The 23,667-nt window shown below is 72.2% G+C and carries 20 protein-coding genes and 5 pseudogenes; 7 read left to right on the forward strand and 18 right to left on the reverse strand.

The window, feature by feature from the left end; genetic code table 11:
• Positions 1-19 precede the first annotated feature (19 nt).
• On the reverse strand, positions 20-1,042 hold the full coding sequence (locus tag ACZ69M_RS09870) for a hypothetical protein (RefSeq protein WP_470048291.1): 1,023 nt from the start codon (positions 1,040-1,042) through the stop codon (positions 20-22).
• Positions 1,043-1,208: 166 nt separating this feature from the next.
• Positions 1,209-1,961: an ANTAR domain-containing response regulator gene (locus tag ACZ69M_RS09875; protein ID WP_470048293.1), complete on the reverse strand. Its 753-nt coding sequence runs from the start codon at positions 1,959-1,961 to the stop codon at positions 1,209-1,211.
• Between the two features lie 110 nt (positions 1,962-2,071).
• On the opposite strand from ACZ69M_RS09875, the gene ACZ69M_RS09880 reads away from it, so the two are divergent.
• Entirely contained in the window at positions 2,072-3,199 is a 1,128-nt protein-coding gene (locus ACZ69M_RS09880; protein ID WP_470048295.1) for a PAS domain-containing protein, read from the forward strand.
• A gap of 2 nt (positions 3,200-3,201) precedes the next feature.
• On the opposite strand, the gene ACZ69M_RS09885 is transcribed toward ACZ69M_RS09880, so the two are convergent.
• Positions 3,202-3,996 carry an RNA polymerase sigma factor SigF gene (locus ACZ69M_RS09885; protein ID WP_470048297.1) on the reverse strand — a complete coding sequence of 265 codons (795 nt, stop codon included), beginning with the start codon at positions 3,994-3,996 and terminating at the stop codon, positions 3,202-3,204.
• 190 nt (positions 3,997-4,186) lie between these two features.
• On the reverse strand, positions 4,187-6,199 hold the full coding sequence (locus tag ACZ69M_RS09890; RefSeq protein WP_470048299.1) for a hypothetical protein: 2,013 nt from the start codon (positions 6,197-6,199) through the stop codon (positions 4,187-4,189).
• A gap of 174 nt (positions 6,200-6,373) precedes the next feature.
• On the opposite strand from ACZ69M_RS09890, the pseudogene ACZ69M_RS09895 reads away from it, so the two are divergent.
• Positions 6,374-6,520: pseudogene (locus ACZ69M_RS09895) on the forward strand (protease); the annotation flags it as partial.
• Between the two features lie 212 nt (positions 6,521-6,732).
• Here the strand turns inward: ACZ69M_RS09895 and ACZ69M_RS09900 are convergent.
• Both ACZ69M_RS09900 and ACZ69M_RS09905 read right to left on the reverse strand, forming a co-directional pair.
• Positions 6,733-6,969, reverse strand: coding sequence for a DUF6158 family protein (locus ACZ69M_RS09900; protein ID WP_470048301.1), 237 nt, complete (start codon positions 6,967-6,969; stop codon positions 6,733-6,735).
• Between the two features lie 218 nt (positions 6,970-7,187).
• Positions 7,188-8,807, reverse strand: a complete 1,620-nt coding sequence (locus tag ACZ69M_RS09905) for an ATP-binding cassette domain-containing protein (protein WP_470048303.1) — start codon at positions 8,805-8,807, stop codon at positions 7,188-7,190.
• 264 nt (positions 8,808-9,071) lie between these two features.
• Between ACZ69M_RS09905 and ACZ69M_RS09910 the strand changes: the two are divergent.
• Positions 9,072-9,653: pseudogene (locus ACZ69M_RS09910) on the forward strand (phosphatase PAP2 family protein); the annotation flags it as partial.
• Between the two features lie 152 nt (positions 9,654-9,805).
• Entirely contained in the window at positions 9,806-10,627 is an 822-nt protein-coding gene (locus tag ACZ69M_RS09915) for a class I SAM-dependent methyltransferase (RefSeq protein WP_470048305.1), read from the forward strand.
• 43 nt (positions 10,628-10,670) lie between these two features.
• On the opposite strand, the gene ACZ69M_RS09920 is transcribed toward ACZ69M_RS09915, so the two are convergent.
• Entirely contained in the window at positions 10,671-12,551 is a 1,881-nt protein-coding gene (locus tag ACZ69M_RS09920; protein ID WP_470048307.1) for a transketolase, read from the reverse strand.
• Positions 12,552-12,645: 94 nt separating this feature from the next.
• Positions 12,646-12,888 (reverse strand): annotated as a pseudogene (locus ACZ69M_RS09925) (NAD(P)/FAD-dependent oxidoreductase); the annotation flags it as partial.
• Positions 12,889-13,070: 182 nt separating this feature from the next.
• Here ACZ69M_RS09925 and ACZ69M_RS09930 point away from each other — a divergent pair.
• Entirely contained in the window at positions 13,071-13,427 is a 357-nt protein-coding gene (locus ACZ69M_RS09930) for a VOC family protein (RefSeq protein WP_054230276.1), read from the forward strand.
• A 75-nt stretch (positions 13,428-13,502) separates the two neighbouring features.
• Here ACZ69M_RS09930 and ACZ69M_RS09935 read toward each other — a convergent pair whose 3' ends face one another.
• The 10 genes and pseudogenes from ACZ69M_RS09935 to ACZ69M_RS09980 form a co-directional block, all read right to left on the reverse strand.
• On the reverse strand, positions 13,503-15,476 hold the full coding sequence (locus tag ACZ69M_RS09935) for a DUF5107 domain-containing protein (protein WP_470048309.1): 1,974 nt from the start codon (positions 15,474-15,476) through the stop codon (positions 13,503-13,505).
• A 115-nt stretch (positions 15,477-15,591) separates the two neighbouring features.
• A complete protein-coding gene (locus tag ACZ69M_RS09940; protein ID WP_470048310.1) occupies positions 15,592-16,143 on the reverse strand; it encodes a GNAT family N-acetyltransferase in 552 nt (183 codons plus the stop codon).
• Positions 16,144-16,169: 26 nt separating this feature from the next.
• Positions 16,170-17,111: a S66 peptidase family protein gene (locus ACZ69M_RS09945; RefSeq protein ID WP_470048311.1), complete on the reverse strand. Its 942-nt coding sequence runs from the start codon at positions 17,109-17,111 to the stop codon at positions 16,170-16,172.
• A complete protein-coding gene (locus tag ACZ69M_RS09950) occupies positions 17,108-19,144 on the reverse strand; it encodes a prolyl oligopeptidase family serine peptidase (protein WP_470048312.1) in 2,037 nt (678 codons plus the stop codon). The genes ACZ69M_RS09945 and ACZ69M_RS09950 overlap by 4 nt, the downstream gene beginning before the upstream one ends.
• A gap of 10 nt (positions 19,145-19,154) precedes the next feature.
• Positions 19,155-20,501, reverse strand: a complete 1,347-nt coding sequence (locus ACZ69M_RS09955) for a M20/M25/M40 family metallo-hydrolase (RefSeq protein WP_470048399.1) — start codon at positions 20,499-20,501, stop codon at positions 19,155-19,157.
• A gap of 10 nt (positions 20,502-20,511) precedes the next feature.
• Entirely contained in the window at positions 20,512-21,345 is an 834-nt protein-coding gene (locus ACZ69M_RS09960; protein ID WP_060896530.1) for a M55 family metallopeptidase, read from the reverse strand.
• A gap of 44 nt (positions 21,346-21,389) precedes the next feature.
• Positions 21,390-21,504: pseudogene (locus ACZ69M_RS09965) on the reverse strand (hypothetical protein); the annotation flags it as partial.
• Positions 21,505-21,552: 48 nt separating this feature from the next.
• A pseudogene (locus ACZ69M_RS09970) lies at positions 21,553-21,675 on the reverse strand (SAM-dependent methyltransferase); the annotation flags it as partial.
• Positions 21,676-21,726: 51 nt separating this feature from the next.
• The gene (locus ACZ69M_RS09975; protein ID WP_403690929.1) at positions 21,727-21,978 is read right to left on the reverse strand and encodes a hypothetical protein; all 252 of its coding nucleotides are present in this window, start codon (positions 21,976-21,978) and stop codon (positions 21,727-21,729) included.
• 510 nt (positions 21,979-22,488) lie between these two features.
• Positions 22,489-22,884, reverse strand: a complete 396-nt coding sequence (locus ACZ69M_RS09980) for a helix-turn-helix domain-containing protein (protein ID WP_067362236.1) — start codon at positions 22,882-22,884, stop codon at positions 22,489-22,491.
• Between the two features lie 230 nt (positions 22,885-23,114).
• Between ACZ69M_RS09980 and ACZ69M_RS09985 the strand changes: the two genes are divergently transcribed.
• Together ACZ69M_RS09985 and ACZ69M_RS09990 are read left to right on the forward strand one after the other, a co-directional pair.
• Positions 23,115-23,330: a hypothetical protein gene (locus ACZ69M_RS09985; protein ID WP_254649600.1), complete on the forward strand. Its 216-nt coding sequence runs from the start codon at positions 23,115-23,117 to the stop codon at positions 23,328-23,330.
• Positions 23,331-23,438: 108 nt separating this feature from the next.
• Entirely contained in the window at positions 23,439-23,657 is a 219-nt protein-coding gene (locus tag ACZ69M_RS09990) for a hypothetical protein (RefSeq protein ID WP_054230284.1), read from the forward strand.
• Positions 23,658-23,667 lie beyond the last annotated feature (10 nt).

Consider the following 23,667-nt stretch of genomic DNA (forward strand, 5'->3'; position numbering starts at 1 on the left):
GGTTGCGCCCGTCACAGCGTCAGCGGTGGGAGGAGCCCTTTTGGCGCAGCCGGTGGGCGGTCGCGCCCAGCGCGCCCACGATCAGGACGCCGCCGGTGATCAGGGCCGGGACGGAATCGGTGAAGGTGCCGCCTTCGCCGCCCTGTACTCCGTACTGGGAACCGGTGGGGCGCTCTTCGGTGTCGTGCCCCGTGCCGGTGTCACGCCCGGTGCCGGTGTCGTGAGCCGCACCGGTCTCGCGCCCGTCTCCCGTGTCATGAGCCGCTCCGGTGTCGTGCGTCGCACCGGAGTCGTGCGTCGCACCGGAGTCGTGCGTCGCACCGGTGTCACGACCCGTACCCGTGTCACGCCCCGTACCGGTGTCGTGCGTCGCACCGGAGTCACGACCGGCGCCCGTGTCACGAGGCGCACCCGTGTCACGAGGCGCACCGGTCTCGCGCCCCGTAGCCGTGTCACGCCCGACACCTGTGCCCGTGCCGAGGCCGTTGCCGATGCCGTTGCCCGTGCCGTTGCCGATGCCCGTACCGGTGCCCGCGCCCGTACCCGTGCCGGCGGCGCGGGACACGGTGTACGAGGCGTTCCACGGCCGCTCCTGGCCACCCGGGGCGACGGGGCACACGCCGTTGACGCCCCATTGGGCCTCACGGTCCCCGGCGACGGAGTCGCTGTTGAACTGCTCGCCGGCTGCCGCTCCGGATCCTCCCACCAGTCCGGATCCACCGGATCCAGCGTCGGAAGTCCCACCCGCCGGGACGCGGGCCGTCCCGCGATACGAGGTGGCGCCGCCCGTCTTCTCGTCGCCGCCGGTGACCCGGTGCAACTGGACCTTGCCCCCCTCGAAGCCCTGGGAGCGGGCGTCGATGGACTCGGGCGGGGTGCCGCCGATCGCGTCGCAGGTGACGGAGATGGAGAGGAGACCACCGGGGCCCACGGAACGGGGATCGACCTCCGCGCCCGGATCCGCGGACGCGGCCGTGGCGGCCGCCCCCAGGGCGGCGCAGGCCAGGGCGGTGGCGGACAGGACACGGACGGTACGGCACATGGGTCGGGCTCCTTCGGACAGACACTGTCTGAAGGGGGCACGGCCGTCGCGCCCCCACCCCATCCCAGCCCGCCCCGGCGCGCGGCGCGCGCGGCCGGACACCATTCGCGCGACACGGACGCCCGAGCGGGTGACGTGGGTGACAGCGGCGGCTCGGCCGGCCGGGTCAGTTCGACAGGGAGGCGAGCTCCCGTTCCAGGCCGCGTCCACGCCTGTCCACGACGGCCGAGGCCACGTCGGACAGTTTGCGCTGGGTCGCCTGCGAGACACGGCGCAGTACGCCGAAGGCCGCGTCCGCGTCGCAGCCCAGTACGTGCATGACGATCCCGCACGCCTGATCGACGACGGGCCGGGTGCGCAGCGCGGCGCCGAGCTGGTCGAGCTCGGTGAGCGCGGCCCGGTAGGAGCGGTCGCGGACCAGGCAGGTGACGGCGAGGTCGCCGAGCGCGCGGGCGGGTCCGTGCGGGGCGTCCTCCAGGGCGCCGGGCCGGAAGCTGTAGAGGCTGAGGGCCACGGTCAGCCCGGAACGCCGGAAGGGAATCGTCACGCTGGAGCGGACACCCGAGTCGAGGGCCATCGCGCGGTACGCCGGCCAGCGCTCCTCGCGCAGCAGGTCCGCCGAGTCGACGGGCTCACCGCGTTCCAGCGCGGCGGGGATCGGACCGTCTCCGGAGCGGAGTTGGACCGAGACGAGTGCGGCGAGGTCGGGGTGGGTGACCGCGGCGGGGCGTTCCGGGCCGCCCTCGGAGACCAGGCAGCTGGCGCCGCAGCAGTCGGTGGTGCAGCGGGCCGCCTGCTCGGCGAGCTCCGACAGCCGTCTGCCTGGAAGCGTGGATTCCGGCGACCGCGTTCCCAGGTGTCCGAGTCGACCGCCTCGATCGTTGTGACCGTGTTGTTCAAGTCGCCCCGCATCCGGCATGGTTCACCCCTCCTCCCTCCGCGCCTTCCCGCTCACCTGCGCGGAAAACAGGCCCGGTGGGTTACACCCCCGCCACACCCGGAACCAATCCTTCGGGTTACGTTCATCGCATGGCGCAGACGGACGAATTCGGTGAAGAACTCGCGGATTTCGTGCGCCGCGTGGCGGAGCTCAAGGCGGCTCGATCGGTACCGGCCGACGACCTGCCGACGGTGCTCGACGCGGCGATCTTCGAACTCGACCATGTGGCGGGCCAGTTGTGGCCCTGGTACGAGAGTCTGTCCTCGTCGGGCCCGTCCGGGGTCGTCTCCGTCGACCGTCAGGAGCAACAGCTCCTCAAGGCGCTCTTCCAGCGGGTGCCGGTGCCTGTCGCGCTGGTGGACCGCGAGACGGTGGTGCGCAGGCTGAACTTCGCGGCATCCTCGTTCACCGGCGTACGGGCCGGCTACGCGACGGGCCGGCCGCTCACCGGTTTCCTCGCGCACGCCGACCGTGCCGCGTTCCGCTCGCAGGCGGCGGCGGTGGCGCGCGGCGAGGGCGATCGCAGTCTCACCGTGCACCTCCAGCAGCAGCCCGCGGTGCCGGTGCGGGCGACGCTCACCGCGGTGCGGCCCAGCGGCGAACCCCGCACCGCCGTCCTCGTCGTCCTGCAGCCCGCGGACAGCCGGGTGCCGTCCCCCGAGCGCGTGCCCGGACCGGTACCGAACCTGACCGAGACGACCCGGCACGCGGCGCTGATGGACCTGGTGGACGCCATGACCACGGCGCTGCTCAGCGGTCCGGTCGGCGATCCGTCCGGGGTACTGGAGCGGGCGGCCGGGGTGCTGCACGGGCGGTTCGCCGACTGGGTGGTGGCCGACCTGGCGGGAACGGCGCGGCTGTCCCGTACGACGGTGCTGGCCCCCTCCGACAGCGTGGAGGCGGCCCGGGGCGTGGCCGCACAGGATCCCGCCGGGTGTCCGCTCGTCGTCGAGGCGGCCCGTGGCGGATCCACGGCGCTGCCGGTGCGCCCCGAGGATCCGGACGCCTTCGGCCGCGACACCTCGGGCGCCGCGATCCTCGTACGCGCGAACGTGACGTCGCTGCTGTGCGTGCCCCTGACCACCGCGCCCGGCCCCGTACAAGGCGTGCTGACCCTGTTCCGCAGCGGCGCGCGCCGGGCGTTCTCGATGGCGGAGGCCCAGGCGGTGGACATGATGTCCCGCCATCTGGCCCTGGCGATGAGCGTGCCCCGGTAGGGCTACGCCGCGTCGCGCATCACCTGGTCGCGCAGCCGATGGCAGCACCGGCTGATCAGCCGCGACACGTGCATCTGCGAGATCCCGAGTTCGTCGGCGATCCGGCTCTGCGTCATGTCGCCGAAGAACCGCATGTAGAGGATGGTGCGTTCACGCTCGGGCAGGGCCTGCAGCCGGGGCTTGACGGCCTCGCGGTCGATGACGACGTCGAGCGCGGGGTCGGCCGAACCGAGGGCGTCGCTGAGCGAGTAGCCGTCGTCGCTGCCGGAGACCTGGGCGTCCAGGGAGAGCGCGGTGAAGCTCTCCAGGGCCTCCAGGCCGGCCCGGACGTCCTCCTCGCTCATCCGGGCGTGCTCGGCGATCTCGGCGACGGTGGGCCCCCGGCCCGAGATGGTCCCCGAGAGTTCCTGGACGGCGAACCGCACACGGTTGCGCAGGTCCTGGACGCGGCGCGGCACGTGCAGGGTCCACATGTGGTCGCGGAAGTGCCGTTTGATCTCGCCGGTGACGGTCGGCACGGCGTAGCTCTCGAAGGCGTTGCCGAGCTCGGGGTCGTACCGGTCCACGGCCTTCACCAGACCGAGCGCCGCGACCTGGCGCAGGTCCTCCAGGCTCTCACCGCGGTTGCGGAACCGGCCCGCGAGCCGGTCCGCCATCGGCAGCCAGGCCTCGACGATCTGCTCGCGGAGCGCGTCGTGCGGCCGGCCCGGAGGGAGCGAGGCGAGCCTGCGGAATGCCTCCGTGGTGTCGGGGGCGTCGTCGTGCGAATGGTGTTTCGCGCTCACTTGGTTTCGCATGGTGCGTCGCAACTCCCTTGCAGGTGCCTTGGGTTGGACGGTCACCGTGGGAGCGCACGGGTGCGTCGAACGGCACACCCGTGGCGAGGACTTCCCCGCTCCCACGGACGTGCCTCCTGTCCGAAGCACTTGAATTCCGCCTGCCCCGGCCTGTGCGGGGCAAACACTCGCGCCTGTCGGCGCCTTGGGCTCAGGGAAGGGCGAGCAGGTATTCGATCGCGGCGCGCAGCTCCTCGTCCTGGAGGAAGGCCTCGTAGTTCCGTTCCTGTGCCAGGCGGCCGTCGAAGCCCCGTACCGTCCGCAGTGCGGCGCGCGTCGCGGGGGTGAGGGTGCCGATCCGGGCCAGGGCTCGCAGCGCCTCTCCGAAGAGCCAGTAGTCGTCGCCGCCGTCGGCGATGGGCAGGACGAACTCCGCCAGGACGGAGATGCTCGGCTCGGGCTCGCCCGTGCCCGACCAGAGGGCGAGCGCGGCCTCGATCCGGCGAATGCCGTCGGTGTTCTCCATGATGTGCCGCACCCGGTCGGCGTACGGCGCGGCCGCGGGACCGAACTCCGTCAGCAGGTGGACGGGCCCGTAGTAGGGGCCCTCCTCGGTCAGCACCGCGTCGCCGATGAGCCGCAGTGCCGCCGTACGGTCTCCGCCCATCTGCGAGGCGGCCCACGCCACGTTCCACTGGTATTCCGGCCAGTTGAGCGGCTCACAGGCGCGCAGGGCGGGCTCGGCGGACGCGGCGCCCGGCCCCATCGCCGCCAGCACCTCGACGATCGAGAGCGAGCCGCTCTCCTTGTCCAGCAGCGCCACGACCTCCGGCAGCGCGGGCAGCCCGTCCGGCCCCCACGCCTTCAGGGCCTTCAGGAAGGCGCCGGTCAGCGGGCCGTGGCCGCCGTAGTGCGTCGCGTGGTGCCGCATCACTTTCCGCAGGCCGGACAGCAGGACGCCGACATGCGCTCGCAGCGGAACCAGCACGGCGTCGACGTCCGGAAGGCGCGGGTCGCTGACGCAGTAGCCACGTCCGTAGTGCTCCCGATAGGGCTCGTAGAGCCGTTCGACGAGCCCCGGCATCGCGCGCGGGTCGCCGATCCGGGTGAGCGCCCAGCGCGCGTAGTCACCGACGGTCCCCTCCAGGCAGGGGTCCTTCCCCGGGTCGTCGAGCAGCATGGCGAGCCGGTCGGCGTACCGGGCCGACTGCCGGCCGAGCACCGCCAGAAGGTGCGCCGCCCGCAGACGCACGGGGTCGGCCCGGTCGTCCAGCAGCCGGCCCGCCACCGGCAGCAGCGCGGGCGCCGCGGACGGCCTGAGCACCAGCAGCCGCCATGCCTCGTCCAGCACCGCCTCGGACAGTTCGGTGTCTCCGGTGCGGGCCGCCGCGTCGGCCAGCCGGACCACGAAGGAGGCGGCCGTCCGGGCGTCGTGGTCGAACAGCTCGACGGCCCAGGTGACGACCGCTCCACAGCTGAAGGGTTCCTCGACGCCCACGACGTACCAGATCTCCTCGAACCTGGGCCGTACGGCGAGGTCGGAAAGCGTCTCCAGCAGCAGGTCGATCCGCCGGACCGGCTCCTGCGGGTCGAGCTGCGCCCAGGCGATCACGGCCGCGACCTTCATGACGGGCTCGCCGTCACGCAGGACGCCGTCGAGCACCGCCCGCGCCTCCTCGACCGACCGGGCATCCGCTTCCGCCGCGGCGGCGGCCGCCCATCCCAGCTGCAGCAGCACCGGCAGACGCACCGCCGGGTCCGTCTCGGCCCGCCACCGCTCCAGGAGCGGTACGACACCGTCGGCGAGCGCAATGGCCTCCCGCCGCACATCGGGGTCCGGGTCCGCCAGCAGCGCCAGGACCGCGCCCTGGTGGCGGCTCCACGCCGCGGGCCACCCCTCGTCCACCAGGTCCGGCCGGGCCGTCCTGGTCGCGTGCGCGAGAGCCACCAGCAGTCCCACGAGGTCGACTCGTGCGCCCGCCCCCGGATCGGCGGCGAGCGCCACCACGAAGGGCAGGGCCGCGGTCGCGGCGGAGGGCACCCGGCCGTCGCCCGCGAGCAGGCAGTCATAGAGCGGGTGGCAGTACTCCTCCGTCGCGGCCCCGCCCGCGAGCGCCAGCCGCCGCAGCGCGCGAGGCACCTCCTCGACCGGATGCCGGGGCATCCCCGACTCGAGCCGGTCCCACGGCACCGCGTCCAGCGCCTCGAGCGATATCCCCGTCACTTCCACCCCCATGACCTCGGAGAACCGGTTCTCCGGCGGACATCATGCCGCCTGGCGGTGGAGCTCGTCGTGCCGTTTCCCACGGACGTGTCGACCCCGGGACGACGAGATGAAACACGAACTGCGGGGCCTGCTCAGGTCGGGTCACCCCACCGGACCGAGGACTGGCAGGCGGTACTGGACGCGGGCGGCACCTGGGTCGACCGGCAGGTGCGGGTGTGCGAGCAGGGGCCCAACACCCTGATCACCGGCCGCAAGCCGGGCGAGCTCAAGGCATTCGACGAGGCGTTCCTGGACGCGTTCGCGCGGCAGGCCGCCTGACGGAGTGTCCGCCCTCTCGGAATCCGGCACCGTCCGGCGCGCCTCGGTTCACCGGCGCCGACGGGGACCGAGGAGCGCCGGGTGTGGGCGGCAACGACGAGTGCGGGCGGCAACGGCTGTGCGGGCCGGGCGAGTTCGGCCCGACGTCGTCACTCGTGTCCCCCTGACACCCTCCTGACGCCCCGACCCGTCATGTCGCCCCGACCCGTCGTTCAGCGCTCCGCCGCGAGGCCCCGCTCCCGGGCACCCTCGCGTGTACGGCCCGGGGCGACGCGGCGGCGCGGATGGCGGCGCAGGTACTCGCCCTCCAGCTGCGCCATGCGCATGTTGTGGGTCCGCAGGGCGTCGTTCGAACCGTGCAGCAGTGTGTCGTGGCGGGTGCGGTGGATCGTCTCCAGCTCTTTCATCAGCTGCTGGTCGTTCAGCCGGTCCGGGTCGACTCCGGTCATGGTGATACCCCGCTCGTCGTGTCCTGCGGCGCGGTCCGGGCAGCCGCCGGGCAGGCGCTGCCGTGCGCGGCGCCCGAGCGGCGTCCGGGAGGGAGCCGTGGATCTCGCCGTCCTCCCTCCACTCTACGAACTTCCGGGCCCCCGGTCCTCCGGGAAGCACCGGACGACCGGGACCGGGACCGAGTCCCGGCGGGCCCGAGTCGTAGCGGACCCGAGCCCTACCGGGCCCGCTCGACGCGCCGCTCGTCCCACACCGGCTCCGCCGTCTCCCGGATCCTGCCGTCCGAGCCGAAGACCAGATAGCGGTCGAAGGAGCGGGCGAACCAACGGTCGTGGGTGACCGCGAGCACCGTCCCCTCGTATGCCTCCAGGCCCTCCTGGAGCGCCTCGGCCGACTCCAGGTCGAGGTTGTCGGTGGGCTCGTCCAGCAGCAGGGCCGTGGAACCCTCCAGCTCCAGCAGCAGGATCTGGAAGCGTGCCTGCTGGCCGCCGGAGAGCTTCTCGAAGCGCTGCTCGGCCTGGGCGGTCAGCTCGTAGCGGCGCAGCCGGGACATGGCGGCGCCCCGGTCCTGGGAGTGCTCGCTCCACAGGATGTCGAGAAGGGTGCGGCCCTGGAGCTCCGGGTGGGCGTGCGTCTGGGCGAAGTGTCCGGGTACGACGCGCGCGCCGAGCTTCCACTCGCCCGTGTGCGCGACGGTGTCACCGGCGAGCAGGCGCAGGAAGTGCGACTTGCCGGAGCCGTTGGAGCCGAGCACGGCGACCCGCTCGCCGTAGAAGACCTCCAGGTCGAACGGGTTCATCAGCCCGGTGAGCTCAAGTCCCTTGCAGGTGATGGCCCGTACGCCGGTACGCCCGCCGTGCAGACGCATCTTGATGTCCTGCTCGCGCGGGGGCTCCGGCGGTGGGCCGGCCTCCTCGAACTTCCGCAGCCGGGTCTGCGCCGCCGCGTACCGGGACGCCAACTCATGGCTGATGGAGGCCGCCTGCCGCAGATTCAGCACGAGCTTCTTCAGCTGGGCGTGCTTCTCGTCCCAGCGCCTGCGCAGCTCCTCGAAGCGGGCGAACCGCTCCTGTCGCGCCTCGTGGTACGTCGCGAAGCCGCCGCCGTGCACCCATGCGTCGGCGCCGGTGGGGCTGGGCTCGACGCTGACGATCTTCTCGGCGGCGCGGGACAGCAGCTCCCGGTCGTGGGAGACGAAGAGAACGGTCTTGCGGGTCTCCTTGAGCCGCTCCTCCAGCCAGCGCTTGCCCGGGACGTCGAGGTAGTTGTCCGGCTCGTCGAGGAGCAGTACCTCGTCGGTGCCGCGCAGCAGGGCCTCCAGCACCAGCCGCTTCTGCTCTCCGCCGGAGAGGGTGCGCACCAGTCGCCACTGCGCCTTCTCGTACGGGACGCCGAGCGCGGCCATCGTGCACATGTCCCAGAGCGTCTCGGACTCGTAGCCGCGTACCTCGGCCCAGTCGGAGAGTGCCTGCGCGTAGCGGAGCTGGGCGGCCTCGTCGTCCACGGTCATCATGGCGTGCTCGGCCGCGTCGACGGCCTTGGCGGCCTCCTGTATGCGGGGCGACGCGACGGAGACGAGCAGCTCCCGCACGGTCGTCTCGTCTCGCACAGACCCCACGAACTGACGCATCACGCCCAGGCCGCCACCCACGGTGACGGTGCCGCCGTGCGGCTTCAGCTCTCCAGAGATCAGCCGCAGCAGGGTGGTCTTGCCCGCTCCGTTGGGGCCCACCAGTGCGACGACGGCCCCTTCCCCCACCCGAAACGACACATCGCCGAGCAGCGCCCTCCCGTCGGGAAGGTAGTACTCAAGATGCGCGGCTTCGAGATGTCCCATGGGGAGGCATTCTCCGGCCACCCGGCCCACGGAGCAAACGCATATCCCCCGGCTCTCCTCGCCCCCGCCGCCCCTGCCCGTCCCGTCCCTCTGGGGCTCCGCCCCAGACCCCGCCAGGGGCGCGGGGAACCGCCCGACCAGCCCCCACCCGCCCGCAGCCGAAAACCTACCCGGGGGGCTGGGGGCGGAGCCCCCAGGCTGGGGATGGGACGGGCAGGGGCGGCGGGGGCGAGGAAACGGCGGTTCGGCGGGTACGGGGAGTTCATGACCGTCACCCCGGACATCGACCTCACCACCCGCCCCCCGCACCACCACACCCTCCGCAACCACTTCCTCGCGGCCGACTCCCGCCTCTTCGAAGCCATCGCATCCCGCCACTGGCCGGGCTGCGACCCCCTCCTGCCCAAACTGAGCCGCAGCGCGAACCACGGCCTGCTGTGGTTCGCCACAGCGGCGGCGCTCGCAGCGACCCGCACCCCCCACGCCCGCCGAGCCGCCGCGACCGGCCTCGCCTCCCTCACCCTCGCCTCCGCCACGATCAACACCGTGGGCAAGCGCTCGGTACGCCGCCCCCGCCCACCCCTCGCCCCGGTCCCCCCGGCCCGCCGACTCAAGCGCCGGCCGATCACCACCTCGTTCCCCTCGGGCCACTCCGCGTCGGCCGCCGCCTTCGCCACGGGCGTGGCACTGGAGTCGCCCGGCTGGGGCGCCGCGGTGGTGCCGCTCGCCACCGCCGTGGCCCTGTCCCGCATCTACACCGGCGCCCACTTCCCGAGCGACGTCCTCGCGGGCGCGGCACTGGGTACGGCAGCCGCGTACGCCGTACGAGGCCTTCTCACCCGCCGCCACCGACCGTGACCCCTCCGGACACCTCACCCCTGTCAACGCCCGAGCCCCACCACGCGACTTGTCCATATAACAAGACATGGGTCTCACCATGCGACATGCAGGCGTACGGTGATGCGCAACCGACGAGACGACGCGAAGGGGAATCGGTCATGTCGAAGTCGCAGGAGACCGCCGTCTACACCCACGGCCACCACGAGTCCGTACTGCGTTCGCACACCTGGCGCACGGCCGCCAACTCGGCCGCCTACCTGCTCGGCTCGCTGAAGCCCCACATGAAGATCCTGGACATCGGCTGCGGTCCGGGCACCATCACCGCCGACCTGGCGGAACTGGTCCCCGAAGGCCACGTCACCGCCGTCGACCACGCCCCGGGAATCCTGGACCAGGCCCGCGCCGTGGCCGCCGAACGCGGCCTGGACAACGTCGATTTCGGGGTCGCGGACGTACACGCCCTGGACTTCCCGGACGACACCTTCTGCGTGGTCCACGCCCATCAGGTGCTCCAGCACGTGGGCGACCCGGTGCAGGCGCTGCGCGAGATGTACCGGGTCACCAAGCCGGGCGGTTTCATCGCCGCCCGCGACGGGGACTACTCGGCGATGGCCTGGTACCCCGAGGTACCGGGCATGACCGACTGGCAGGGCCTGTACCTGCGCGTGGCCCGAGCCAACGGGGGCGAACCGGCGGCCGGACGCCGTCTCAAATCGTGGGCACTGGCGGCCGGCATCAGGAACATCACGGCGACGTCGGACACCTGGACCTTCGCCACCGACGACGAGCGGGAGTGGTGGGGCGGGCTGTGGGCCGATCGCACGCAGGCCTCCGCGTACGCGGAGCGCGCCACGGAGGGCGGACACGCGACCACCGCGCAACTGCTGGCCGTTTCGGAGGCGTGGCGGGAGTGGGCACGGCAGGAGGACGGCTGGTTCTGCGTCCTGCACGGAGAGATTCTCTGCCGAAAGGAAGCGTGATCCGCCCGCGCTTCCCTTCGGCGCCGGATTCAGCGGGTGCGGCTCAGCGCACGATCGCCGTCTCCACCAGCAGCCGCGCCGCCGCCGCGATCGACTCCGCGTCGATGCCCGCGGCGTGCAGTTGCTCGGCGGGGGTCGCCGAACCCGGCATCGTACGGACGGCGAGGCGGACCAGGCGCGGCACCGGACGGCCGTCGAGGAAGGCGTCGAGGAAGGCGTCGAGGATCGCGTCGCCGATGCCGCCCTCCTCGCGGTGGTCCTCGACGGTGACGAGGCAGCCGGTCTGTTCGGCGGCCTCGCGCAGGGTGTCGCGGTCGACGGGCTTGACCGAGTAGAGGTCGATGACCCTGACCTGGATGCCCTCGCGGTCGAGCGACTCGGCGGCGGCCAGCGCCTCGTGCAGGGTGACGCCCGCGGCGACGAGCGTCAGCCGGTCCTCGTCACCGGCGCGCAGCACCTTGCTGCCGCCGACGGGGAACTCCTCGGTGGGGCTGTAGATCACCGGGGTCTCCCCGCGTGAGGTGCGCAGATAGCGGATGCCCTCGCGGTCCGCCATCGTGGCGACGAGCTTGGCCGTCTGGTTGGCGTCGCACGGGTAGAGCACGGTCGTGCCGTACAGCGCCCGGAACATCGCCAGATCCTCCAGGGCCATCTGCGAGGGGCCGTCCTGGCCGATCGAGACGCCCGCGTGCGAGCCCACGAGGTTGATGCCGGAGCCGCTGATCGCCGCCATCCGGATGAAGTCGTGGGCCCGGGTGAGGAACGCCGCGAACGTGGTGGCGTACGGCACCCAGTCGCGCGCGGCCATACCGACGGCGGCCGCGACGAGTTGCTGCTCGGCGATGTAGCACTCGAAGAAGCGGTCGGGGTGCTCCTTGGCGAAGAGCTCGGTGCGGGTGGAGTCGCCCACCTCACCGTCCAGGGCGACGACGTCACCACGAGCCGTGCCGAGGGCGGCGAGCGCCTGTCCGTAGGCGTCGCGGGTGGCGACCTTGTCCCCGGTGTCGTAGCGGGGCAGTTCGAGGTGGCCGGAGCGGACGGCGTGCAACACCCTTGCCGGGGGCGGATGTTGAACCTCCACGTGCAGGTTGCGCACTCCGCCGAGTTCGGCGATCGCCTCCTCGGCGTCCGGCAGCGGTTTGCCGTGCAGGCCCTCGCGGTCCTGGACGGACTCCACGCCCTTGCCCTTGAGCGTACGGGCGATGATCACGGTGGGCTGTCCCGCGGTGGACTCGGCCTCGGCGTACGCGCGGTCGATGGCGTCGACATCGTGTCCGTCGATCTCCACCGTGTGCCAGCCGAAGGCCCCGAACCGGCGCGCGTACGCGTCGAGGTCGTGGCCGTGCCGGGTCGGGCCGCGCTGGCCCAGCCGGTTGACGTCGATGATCGCGACGAGGTTGTCGAGGTGCTCGTATCCGGCGTGCTCGGCGCCCTCCCAGACGGATCCCTCGGCGAGTTCGCTGTCGCCGCACAGCACCCACACCCGGTAGCCGGTGTGGTCGAGACGTTTGCCGGCCAGTGCGACGCCGACCCCGACGGGCAGCCCCTGACCGAGCGAGCCGGTGGCGGTCTCGACCCATGGCAGCCGTCGGGGTGTCGGATGCCCTTCGAGGCGGCTGCCGAGCCTGCGGAAGGTGAGCAGTTCGGACTCGCTGATGGCCCCGGCCGCCCTGTACGCGGCGTACAGGAGCGGTGAGGCATGCCCCTTGGAGAGGATGAAACGGTCATTGCCGTGATGCCGGGGGCGCTCGAAGTCATAGCGCAGGTGCTTGGCCAGCAGGACCGCCATCAGGTCGGCCGCCGACATCGAGGACGTGGGGTGCCCGGATCCCGCGGCGGCGGCAGCGCGCACACTGTCGACACGCAACTGCTGTGCCAGTTCCTTGAGTTGACGGGTTTCCATGGCGTTCACAGTGGTGTTCATGACTCTCCTTCCGGACGGCTCGCGAAGTCGCAGAGGGAACCGGCCGGCCGTGCCGGTTTCCGGCGAGGGGGCCGGACTGCGGGATGCCCAGGGGTCGGGTCGCGTGGTCCCGGAGGTACAGCGCCTCGGGCAGTCCGCGGAAGCCGTGCGCGTACTCGGCGACACCGGGCACGGGCAGCAGCTTGTTCACGCCGCCGACGGCCAGCACGAAACGATCGTACGTCAGCGTGGTGACACGGCGTGGCTCCAGGATGTCGGCGGCGACCTGGGGCAGCAGGGACAGATACAGAAGGTAGTCGGTCCGGTCGCGCAGGGTGACGGCGGCCTCGTGCCGGGTTCACGGTCTCGCCTCCGTCGATGTCGCTCGTACCTCGTGCGGGGCTTTCCGCGTCCCCGTGGTCGGGGCGCCCGAACCCGGGGGCTCCGGTGTTTCCTCCTCACCCCCGGGCTCGCTCCGCCCTCCGCAGGAGACGTCCGAATCGATCTCGCCCTCCGGCCTGCCCAACTAAGCTCGTCCGCATGGAGATTCTGGGAGCCACGTTGCGGATCTGCGTCGACGACCTGGAGGCTTCGGTCCCCTTCTACGAAAGACTTGCGGGTGGGCGGGCCCTGCGGTTCGAGCGCGGCGGTGTGTCGGTGGCGGCGGTGGGCTGTTTCCTGCTCATGAGTGGACCCGAGGCCGATCTGGAGGTCCTGCGGAAGGTCTCCGCGACCATCGCCGTCAAGGACGTCGAGGACGCGCATCGGGTGCTCAGTGAACTGGGCGCGCGAATTCTGGCGGGCCCGGTGGGGACGCCGGCCGGGCGCAACCTGATCGCCATGCATCCGGACGGCGCCGTGTACGAGTACGTCGACCGCGGATCCCCGACCCCCTGACCGCCCCTCGGGACTTCACCCCGAACCCTGGTGTCGTCGTCGACTGCGGGCGCCTGGGCCAGGGCCTGTCCGGCCCTAGTCGGAGGACGGGCGCATGCGGAAGTCGTAGTGGGGTGGGAGTGGCTCGTCCGTCAGGCGGGTCCACAGGGCGGTGACGGTCTCCGCCCCCTCCCGCAGGTCGGCGACCTCGAACGCCTCGTCGAAGACGGCCCGCGCCCCGTCCCGGTCCCCCTCCGCGAGGAGCAGTTCCACCTCGAACAGACGGAACCGGCCGCGCGCCCGCGTGGCGGGCCGCAACCGGTCCCAGACCCGCCGCGCCTCCCCCGTACGCCGCACCGCGAGCAGCGCCCCCACCGCCTCCCGCCCGAGCGCGGCCGTGGCCGCGGTCCAGGCCGGACCCTCGTCACGCCGCTCCTGGCACAGGTCGTCGAAGGCCTCGGCGTACCGGTCGGCGGCCCGTTCCCGGTTGCCGGCCTCCTGGTCGGCGACGGCCAGACACCGCAGCAACGGCCAGAGCGACGGGGCGAGTTCGAGCGCCCGCTCCCAGCTGCGCACGGCCTGCGCCAAGTCCCCGGCATGCCACTGCGCGACGCCGAGGTGGTACTCGGTGAGCGGTTTGGCGGGCGCGGTCTCCAGCATGTCCCGCCAGTGCGGAGCGACCAGGCTCTCACCGGGTGGCCCGACCCGCCGTGGCTCCGGGAAGGCGCCGGTCCGCAGGAGTTCCACCCAGGGTGCCTGCGGCTCCCCCAGCGTGGACTCGTCGAACGGCGTCCCGGCCAGCTTGTGGGAGGCGCGCAGCACTTCGAGCGCACCCCAGCCGGACCCGACGGCCAGCACCTCACCGGGCTCGGTGTCGGCGTACGGCAGCCACGCCTCGTACGCCGCGTCGACGTCCCTCCGCGGCAGGACCTCCGACAGCCGGCGCTCCGTCTGCGCGCACGCGAGCGCCCAGTCCGCCCCGTGCACCACCCCCGCGTCCGTCGCGAGCGGCCCGTACGCCTCCAGCCACGACACCTCGCTCTCCGCCTCCAGCCGGACATGCTCCAGCTGGGTACGGGCGAGCCCGGCCTGGATCTCGCAGTAGCCGCCGGTGCCGGGTTCGGTGAGCCATTCCTGCCAACGCCGTCCGCCCGGCCCTGAGCCCCAGACGAACAGCTTGCGCCCGCGCAGCACGTCGGTGGAGGTCTGCACGAGCCCGTCGCCCTTGTCGTCGAGCGCGGCGATCCAGCGGCGCTGCCCGTCGGGCACCTCGTAGAAGTAGTCGGCGGGGAACACGCTGCGCGGCGGATACGTGCGGTCCACCCCCTCGTGCTCCGGTACCGGCACCCTCCGCAGCCGCCGCTCGTACCCGAAGTGCCAGGCCTCGTCCGCGGGGGCCAGCACCCGGCGTTCCTCGGGGACGGCGATGTTGGACCACCAGTACAGGGGCGCGGGCCTCTCGTGCGGATTGCGGACGCGGACGCCGACATGGAGGAAGTCTGATCCGTCCGGGAGCCACAGATCGACCTGGAAGGGCATGTCGCGCAGCCTCTCCCACTCCCACAGGCGGAGCATCTCGCCGCCGTCGGGGGCGGGCACCCGGGCGGCGTGCACGGGGGCGCAGGACAGGGTGGTGTGACCGGTCGCGCCGATGTTCCACTCGATGCCGCCGGAGAACCAGGCTCCGTTGAGGGCGAAGCAGGCGGGCTGCACCACCGGGTTGCGGTAGAGGAGTTCGCGCTGCGAGGGCTTGTGGAACAGCGAGACCACCCGGCCGCCGTGGCCCGGCAGCACCACCGCCCGCAGCCGGTCGTTCTCGATCACGATCGTGTCGATCCCGCGCGGCTCGCGCCGTCTGTCGTATCCGTCCCGGATGCGCTCGGGCAGGACGCTCCGCAGCGGCTCGTAGCGGATCTGCCGGGCCATGTCGCGCGGCAGGTCGGCGCTCTCGCGGTCGTCGATGCGGTGTGTCTCGTCGAGCGGCCGCAGGGGTGGCAGCGGGTTGTCCGGGCCCAGCTCCGCGACCGGCAAGGTCAGTACGTCACGTCGGATCGTCGTCACGATGACCATGGAACAGCGACATCGACCACCTGACCAGGGTGTCCGCTCGTCAGGATCCGGTCAGGATTCCGCAAAGGCGACGACGACGCCGGTACTCGAGGGGAGGTCCGGCTGGAGGGGAGGTTCAGCTCGGCGGGAGCATCTCCGAGGTGATCGCCCATCGCTCGTGGTCGCGCCAGGCCCCGTCGATGTAGATGAAGTCCGGCGAGAACCCCTCGAGCCGGAATCCGCAGCGCCGGGCGAGGGCGATCGAGGCCGCGTTGCGGGGCTGGACGTTGATCTCCAGGCGGTGCAGCCCCATCGCCCCGAAGGCGTACCGGACCACGAGCCCGAGCCCCTCGGCCATCAGCCCGCGCCCCGTGGCGTGTGCGAAGGCGCCGTAGCCCAGCGCCCCGCACAGGAAGCCGCCCTCGACGATGTTGTTGATGTTGATGAAGCCGGCAATGGCCCCGTTGTCCCGTTCGCAGACCAGGAATCCGGCCTTCGTACGGTCCTCGATGAGCCGCCCCGCGTAGGCGGCGTAGGCGTCGACGCTGCGGGGCGGGAAGAGCCAGGGCTGGTGCAGTGCCTTGCTCTCCCGGGCCCGTGCGGTGAACTCGGCACCGTCCTCGTAGGTGAAGTGCCGGATGCCCACGCGGGGGCCCTCGGCAAGATAGGCGGAGGCTTTCTCAGGCATCCCGACACAGTACGCGACGGCGGCCGTCACGCCAGGCCCTGGAGGAGCGCCGGCTCCTCCAGCGTCAGGGTCCCCGCGTCCGCGTCGAGTTCGGCCCGTACCCCGAAGGGAATCGTCAACGCGCCCTCGCTGTGTCCGAATCCGAACTCCTCGACGACCGGCACCCCGAGCCCGCCGAGCCGGTCGGTGAGCATCGTCCGCACGCGCTCGTACGGCGAGCAGCGCGACCAGGAGCCGAGCAGGATCCCGGTGACCCCGTCCAGCCAGCCGGCCCGCAGGAGTTGGGTGAGCGCCCGGTCCAGGCGGTACGTCTCCTCGCCGACGTCCTCCAGGCAGAGCAGGCCGCCGCGCGCGGAGGTCCGGGCGTGCGGGGTGCCCAGGTCGGCGGCGAGCATGCTCAGGCATCCGCCGAGCAGGACACCCGAGGCGCGGCCGGGCACGAGCGGTGCCGCGCCCCCGCCGGACTCGATCACCCGTACCGTCTCCGGTTCGAAGAGCGTCGCCCGCAGGTGTTCCTGTGCCCGCTCGTTCTTGACGAAGTCGACGGCGGCGACCATCGGCCCGTGCAGCGTCGCCAGCCCCGCCCGGTTGGCGAACGCCTCGTGCAGTGCCGTGATGTCGCTGAAGCCGAGGAGCACCTTGGGCCCCGCGGCCCGTATCGCGTCCCAGTCGAGGAGGTCGACCATGCGCTGGACGCCGTAGCCGCCGCGGGCGCAGAGCACCGCGACCACGTCCGGGTCGCACCAGGCGGCCTGGAAGTCGGCGGCCCGGTCGGCGTCGGTGCCCGCGAGGTAGGCGAACTCGGGGTGCCGGTCCAGGACATGGGGTGCCACGACGGGGTCGAGGTCCCAGCCGCGCAGGATGTCGAGGCCCGCGGCCAGCCGCTCCTCGACCAGGGGCCCGCTGGGTGCGACGACGGCGACGCGGGCCCCGGGGGCGAGACGGGCGGGACGGGTCAGGGCTTTCACTGGGTGGACTCCACGATCGGTGGGACGGATCCCGTCGGCGCCGCGACAGGCTCTTCCTGGGCGGTGAGGTGCAGGGTGGGGATGCCGGGCGGACGCAGGCCGAAGACCTGGGCGTACAGGGAGAGTTCGGCCTCGAGGGCCCGCACCATGGTGTCGGCCCGCCGGAACCCGTGGCCCTCTCCCTCGAAGGTGAGATAGGCGTGCGGTACGCGTCGCCCGGTCGACCGGGCCAGCCTGGCCAGGAACCGTTCGCACTGCGCGGGCGGACAGATGACGTCGTCCAGGCCCTGGAGGAGGAGGAAGGGCGCGGCGATGCGGTCGGCGCGCTCGGTGGGCGAGCGTTCCGCATAGCGGCCCGGCACCTCGGCGATCGGCCCGATCAGCGTCTCCAGGTACTGCGACTCGAAGTCGTGGGTCTCCCCCGAGCCCCATTCGCCGAGGTCGAGCACCGGATACAGGATCGCGCCGCAGGCGTAGACGTCGGTGCTGGTCAGGGAGGCGGCGGTGGTCCAGCCGCCCGCGCTGCCGCCGCGGATGGCGAGCCGGCTCCGGTCGGCGGTGCCCTCCTCGGCGAGCGCGAGCGCGACGGCCGCGCAGTCCTCGACGTCGACAACACCCCACTGCTCGCGCAGCCGGTTGCGGTACTCCCGCCCGTGCCCCGCCGATCCCCCGTAGTTGACCTCGGCGACGCCGATGCCGCGCGAGGTGAAGTAGGCGATCTCCAGGTCGAGGACGAGGGGCGCGCGGCCGGTGGGCCCGCCGTGCGCCCACACGACGTAGGGCGGCAGTTCGTCGCCGGGTGCCACGTGGTCGGGGTGGTGCGGCGGGTAGATGTGGGCGTGGACCTCGCGCCCGGCGGGGCCGGTGAAGGTGCGGATCTGCGGCTCCGGGTAGTGCGCGGGGTCCACCGGGTCGGCGTGGCCGGCGCCGATCACCCGGGCGCGGCCGGTGCGGGCGTCCAGTTCGACGACCTCGTACGCGCTGCGGGGGCTGGCGGCGACGCCCACGATCCGGCTGCCGTGGACCGCGAGTGTCGGGGTGAACTCGGTCCAGGGGCCGGCCGCGTCGACGACCTCGCCGGTCTCCGGGTCCAGTATCCCGAGCGCGGTCGCGCCCCGGCCGTGCACGACGGCGACGAGCCCGCTCTCCAGCGGCGCGAACCAGCGGTATCCGATCTTCCACAGCGGCCCGCCGAACTCCTCCTCCCGGAGGCAGACCGGCGTGTCCTGCCCGAGCCGGTAGAGGTTCCACCAGCCGGTGCGGTCACTGGCGTACAGGAGACTGCCGTCGGAGGTCCAGTCCGCCTGGGCGATCGACTCCTCCGGTCCGCCCGCGACGGGCCGCGCGCCGTACAGGATGCCCTGCTCGGAGACGTCGGCGAGGATCAGTTCGGTGCCGTCCCAGGGCATGCGCGGGTGGTCCCAGGCGAGCCAGGCCGCCTGCGTGCCGTCGGGCGAGAGCCGGGGTCCTGTGACGAAGCGGTGGCTGCCGTCGGTGAGTTCGCGCACCGCGTCCTCGTCCTGCGCCGCCGACCCGTCGAGCGGCACCGCGGCCACGACCCGGCGTACGTCGGTGGGTCCTTCCCCGGTGAACTCCTCCAGCACACACCACACTTCGCCCAGCTCGGGGCGCAACTGCGGGTCGACCCAGCGCAGTCCGCCGCCCACCGGGGACACGGGGGTCAGCGGGCGGGGCCGCGCGTCCGGGGCGTCGGGCTCGTAGGCGTAGAGCCGCTGGTCGGCGAAGTCCACGAACACCACGAACGGCCCCTCGGGGCGCATCTCGCCGGCCCAGGGGTGTCCGCCGTACTCGATGACCCGGCTGCGCACGTTCCAGGGGGCCGGCAGCACCGGCTCCTGCGTGCCGTCGGCCCGTCGGCGTACGAGCGTGCGCCGTCCGCCCTCCGTGGGCCGGGGCTCGGTCCACCACGCCTCGTCGCCGACGAAGCCGACGAACTCGGGATGCCCGTCGTGCGCGGCGGCGAGCGCCGCGTCGATGGGCGAGGGCCACGATCCGTACGCCAGGTTCTGCATCCTGTCCTCTCTAGGCCGTGCGCAGGAAACGGTCGAGGACGCGCACGCCGAAGTGCAGCGCCTCGACGGGAACGCGTTCGTCGACTCCGTGGAAGAGGGCCTGGTAGTCGAAGCCCTCGGGGAGCTTGAGCGGGGCGAAGCCGTAGCCGGTGATGCCGAGGCGCGAGAACTGCTTGGCGTCCGTACCGCCCGACATGCAGTACGGCACCACGTGCCCCTCCGGCGCGAACTCCTCGACGGCGGCACGCATCTTGGCGTACGTCGGCGAGTCCACCGGCGACTGGAGGGCCACCTCGCGGTGGTGGAACTCCCACGCCACGTCCGGTCCGGTGAGCCGGTCGAGGGTCGTGCGGAACTCCTCCTCGCCGCCGGGCAGATAGCGGCCGTCCACGTGGGCGACGGCCTCCCCCGGAATCACGTTGATCTTGTAACCGGCGCTGAGCATGGTCGGGTTGGCACTGTTGCGGACGGTCGCCTCGACGAGCGCGGCGGCGGGCCCGAGCTTGTCGAGGAGGCCGTCGACGTCGTCCAGGTCGGCGTCGACGCCGTACAGCGTGGCGAGTTCGGTGAGGGCGGCGCGGACGGTCGGGGTGAGCCTGAGGGGCCACTCGTACGCGCCGATCCGGGCGATCGCCTCGGCCAGCCGGGTCACCGCGTTCGCCCGGTTCACCTTGGAGCCGTGGCCCGCCCGCCCGTGCGAGGTGAGCTTGAGCCAGCCGGTGCCGCGCTCCCCCGCCGCGATCGGGTACAGCTCCCGGCCCGCGCCGTCGTGGAAGGTGAACGCCCCGGACTCGCTGATGCCCTCCGTACAGCCCTCGAACAATTCCGGATGCCGGTCGGCGAGGAAACCGGAGCCGTCCTGCGCGCTCGCCTCCTCGTCGGCCGTGAACGCGATCACCAGGTCGCGCCTGGGCCTGACGCCGAGGCGCGCCCACAGGCGTACGACCGCAAGGATCATCGCGTCCATGTTCTTCATGTCTACCGCGCCGCGGCCCCACACAACCCCGTCGCGGATCTCCCCGGAGAACGGGTGCACGCTCCAGTCGTCGGCCTGCGCGGGCACCACGTCGAGGTGACCGTGGACGAGCAGCGCGTCGGCGGACGGGTCGGTGCCTTCGAGACGGGCGACGACGTTCGTACGGCCCTCGGTGCGCTCCAGCAGGGTGGGTTCGAGGCCCGCTTCGGCGAGGCGCGCGGCGGCGTACTCGGCGGCGGGGCGCTCCTGGCAGTCGCCGCCGCCCCGGTTGGTGGTGTCGAAGCGGATGAGATCGGAGGTGAACCGTACGACCTCGTCCAACGCCTGCTCGTCCACGGCCCGCTCATCCGTGGCCCGTTCGTCCACAGCCCACTCGTTCATGGCCCTCCGCTCAGCCATACTGCTCCTCCACCGCGGCCGAGACGATCGTGGTGACCGCCTTGAAGGTGCGAATCCCCTCGTACATGGTGTCGCTGGTGTACACCACCTTGCGCTCCCCGACGCGCCGCACGCCCGGCACGACGGTGGCCGCCATCGACAGGTGTTCGGCGTCGAATTCGAGCGCCACCGTGAACGGGCCACCCACCAGCGGTTCCTGACGTACCGCCAGGGCTGCCGCCGCCTTGGCCGCGGCCCGGATGTCGGCGGCGGTCCTGGCCGGCGTGCGGCAGACCGCCGTGTACCGCGACACATGGTCCTTGACGGCGACCTTGAGTGCCTCCGGCGCGTAGCCGAGCGCGTCCTCGCAGGTCAGGTCGTCGCCGGTGACGAGCACGACGGGCACCCCGTACTCGGCGACGACATGGGAGTTGAGCAGTCCCTCGCTGGCCCGTACGTCGTTCACCCACACGCCGGTGATCGAGTTGGGGAGGTAGGTGTGGGCGAGGACGCCCTCCGTGCCGGCGCCCGTGTGGTAGCCGACGAACGCGATCCCGTCGACGTCTCCGTGCTGGACGCCCTCCACCATGGACAGCGTCTTGTGGCGTCCGGTGATCATCTCGGCCCGGTCGTCGAGCTGCTCCAGCAACAGATTGCGCATGGACCAGTGGGCCTCGTTGATCAGTACCTCGTCGGCGCCACCGTCGAAGAAGCCGAGGACGGCGGCGTTGACGTCCGAGGTGAACATCGGCCGGCAGCGCTCCCACTGCGGGGTCCCCGGCAACACGTCGGCGGGCCAGGTCACCCCGGTGGCGCCCTCCATGTCGGCGCTGATGAGGATCTTCACGACACACCCTTCCGGCACAGGTCAGCGGCTGTCTCCATGTCGTGTCACGTTACGTGGCGCCGCACGGCCGGGCCAGGAGGCCCACCACCGACGTCGCCGGCGCCGGGCCGGGCGCGCCACCGGGCGCAGGAGACGAGACCCGGAACGAGGAGGTCCGGGCCCTCGAAGAAGGTGGTGACCTCCGCGCGGTCACGGGCGGTGACCGGCGGGGTCGCGCACGTGGGCGTCGAGGTGGCCGGTGGCGCCCTCGGGCGTGCCGGTCAGCAGCGCGCGGGCGTGGGCGAGCACCACGGGGTGGTTGCCGACGTACACGATCCGCGACGCGGGGGCGCCGGTCCAGTAGTTCCACGGCAACGGCTCAGCGGGCGAGCATCGCCCGGATCAGTCCTCGTAGACGGTCAGCACGACACCGTCGAGTTCGATGCGGCGCGGGGTGCCGCCCTCGCCCCGGACGAGGGCGTCCAGGCAGCGCCGGAAGAGTTTCAGCTCCTCCTCGTCGAGGACGGCCGCGGCGAGGTCGAGGAGTTCGGTGAGTGCGCCCTCGGTCAGTATGGCGGGCAGCTCACCGGAGAGGAGGACGACGGACTCTCCCGTACTGCCCCGCACCACTGCGGTGGTGGGTCCTCCGTGCACGAACAGCACATGTCCCCCTGGGTGACACAGGGGTCGTGCGGCTCACGTGCCCCGAGCAGAATGAGAGACTAGCTGCGGATCTTGGGGGTTTCGGCCGTTCTGGATTCTTTTACCGGGAACCCCGGGAAGCGGAACCGGAGCACTCGGACGGGCGTCTTCGCCGTACGGCCCTTGACCGGGCCAAAGCCTCCGGGGCCCCTCCGACGGAGCGACCGTACGGACCGATCCGAGGTCAACGTCTCCTTGACGAGGAGGTCCGGCATCGGACGCAGACCCCCGCAGCACCGCCGACGCCCAAGTCCACCCGCCCCTACGACGCCACTCCGCCCCCCATCACCCGAATGCGAGCCGCCCTCGTAGACGCGGACGCACCCCCCTCCGGAGACGACCGCCACCCCGCCAGGACGGGCCACTGCCCACCGACCGGGCACCCCTGCGGCACAGAGGACCCCGGAGCCGCGGACGCCTGCCGACGCACCACCCACCCGGCGCGGCGCGCCCCGGCAGGGGCTAGCCGCGTCGCGCGTCGCGGCCCAGCAAAGACTCGACCAGGGCGGCGACATGGCGGCGGTCGTCGGCCGAGAGTTGCTGGACGCTGGCGATGAGCAGGTCGACCTCGGGGTCGGCCGGCGCGCCGGGCGCGCCTTCGGCGGGCGGGGCGTCGGCCGCGTAGACATGAATGCCGCACGCCTCCGCGGCGGCCCGCCGCACGGTGTCCAACGACAGTCCAAGCCCCTTGGACAGTCCTTCCAGGGTGCTGGGCTGGGGCATGCGCACCACCCGCTCGGCCGTGGCCAGGTGGTGGACGGTGGAGCGCGGAATGCCGCCCCGACGTGCCACCTCGCCGTAGGACCAGCCTTCGCGGTCGAGGCGATCTCTGATGATCTGCTGCAGTGCGTTGGCCACCGATGGTCACTTCCTGCTCGCCGCCGGGCGGAACTCTTCCAAGCGGGATCGATTCTACGGGGGGCTTCGCTCCGGCCCCAGAAGTCTTTCCCCGAACCGCTTGCGCGGCGAGCTCCAGGCCTACTACTGTCCAATCTCGTTGGACAGCACGTCCGACCAGATTGGACAGAGTTTGGGGGGAACCAGCCTCTGTCCGATCGGAAATGCCCATCCCTGAGGGGGAATTGATCATGATGGACAACCGTGAACTCGACACCGAGACCGCTGAGCTGCTTCCGGGTCGCGAGGCCCTCGGCCGGCTGAAGTTCAGCTTCGGCAAGACCGTCAACGTGACCAAGCACGTCGCGAACATCGACGCCTCCAACCAGTCGGCCGCCCTGAACGACCACTCCAGCTGGTCGGACGCGTCGTCGGGCGCCTCGCAGGCCATCAACGTCCACCAGTAGTCGGCATCGGAGGCTCGCCCGCCTCCGCGTCACCGGATGCTCGCCCGCATCCGCCTCTGTGCCATCACCACACCCGCATCAACGAACCACGTCCCGAAAGGACATCCCATGAGCATGGACATGAACGAGCTGCAGTCCGAGTCCGCCGAGCTGCTCCCCGGCCGCGAGGCCCTGGGCCGCCTGAAGTTCAGCTTCGGCCGCACCACCAACGTGACCAAGCACGTCGCCAACATCAGCGCCCACAACGAGTCGGCCGCTCTGAACGACCACTCCAGCTGGTCGGTGGCGGAGTCCAGCGCCAACCAGGCGATCAACGTCACGCAGTAACACCCGCCGC

This window comes from Streptomyces sp. NPDC107454 (assembly GCF_055582885.1).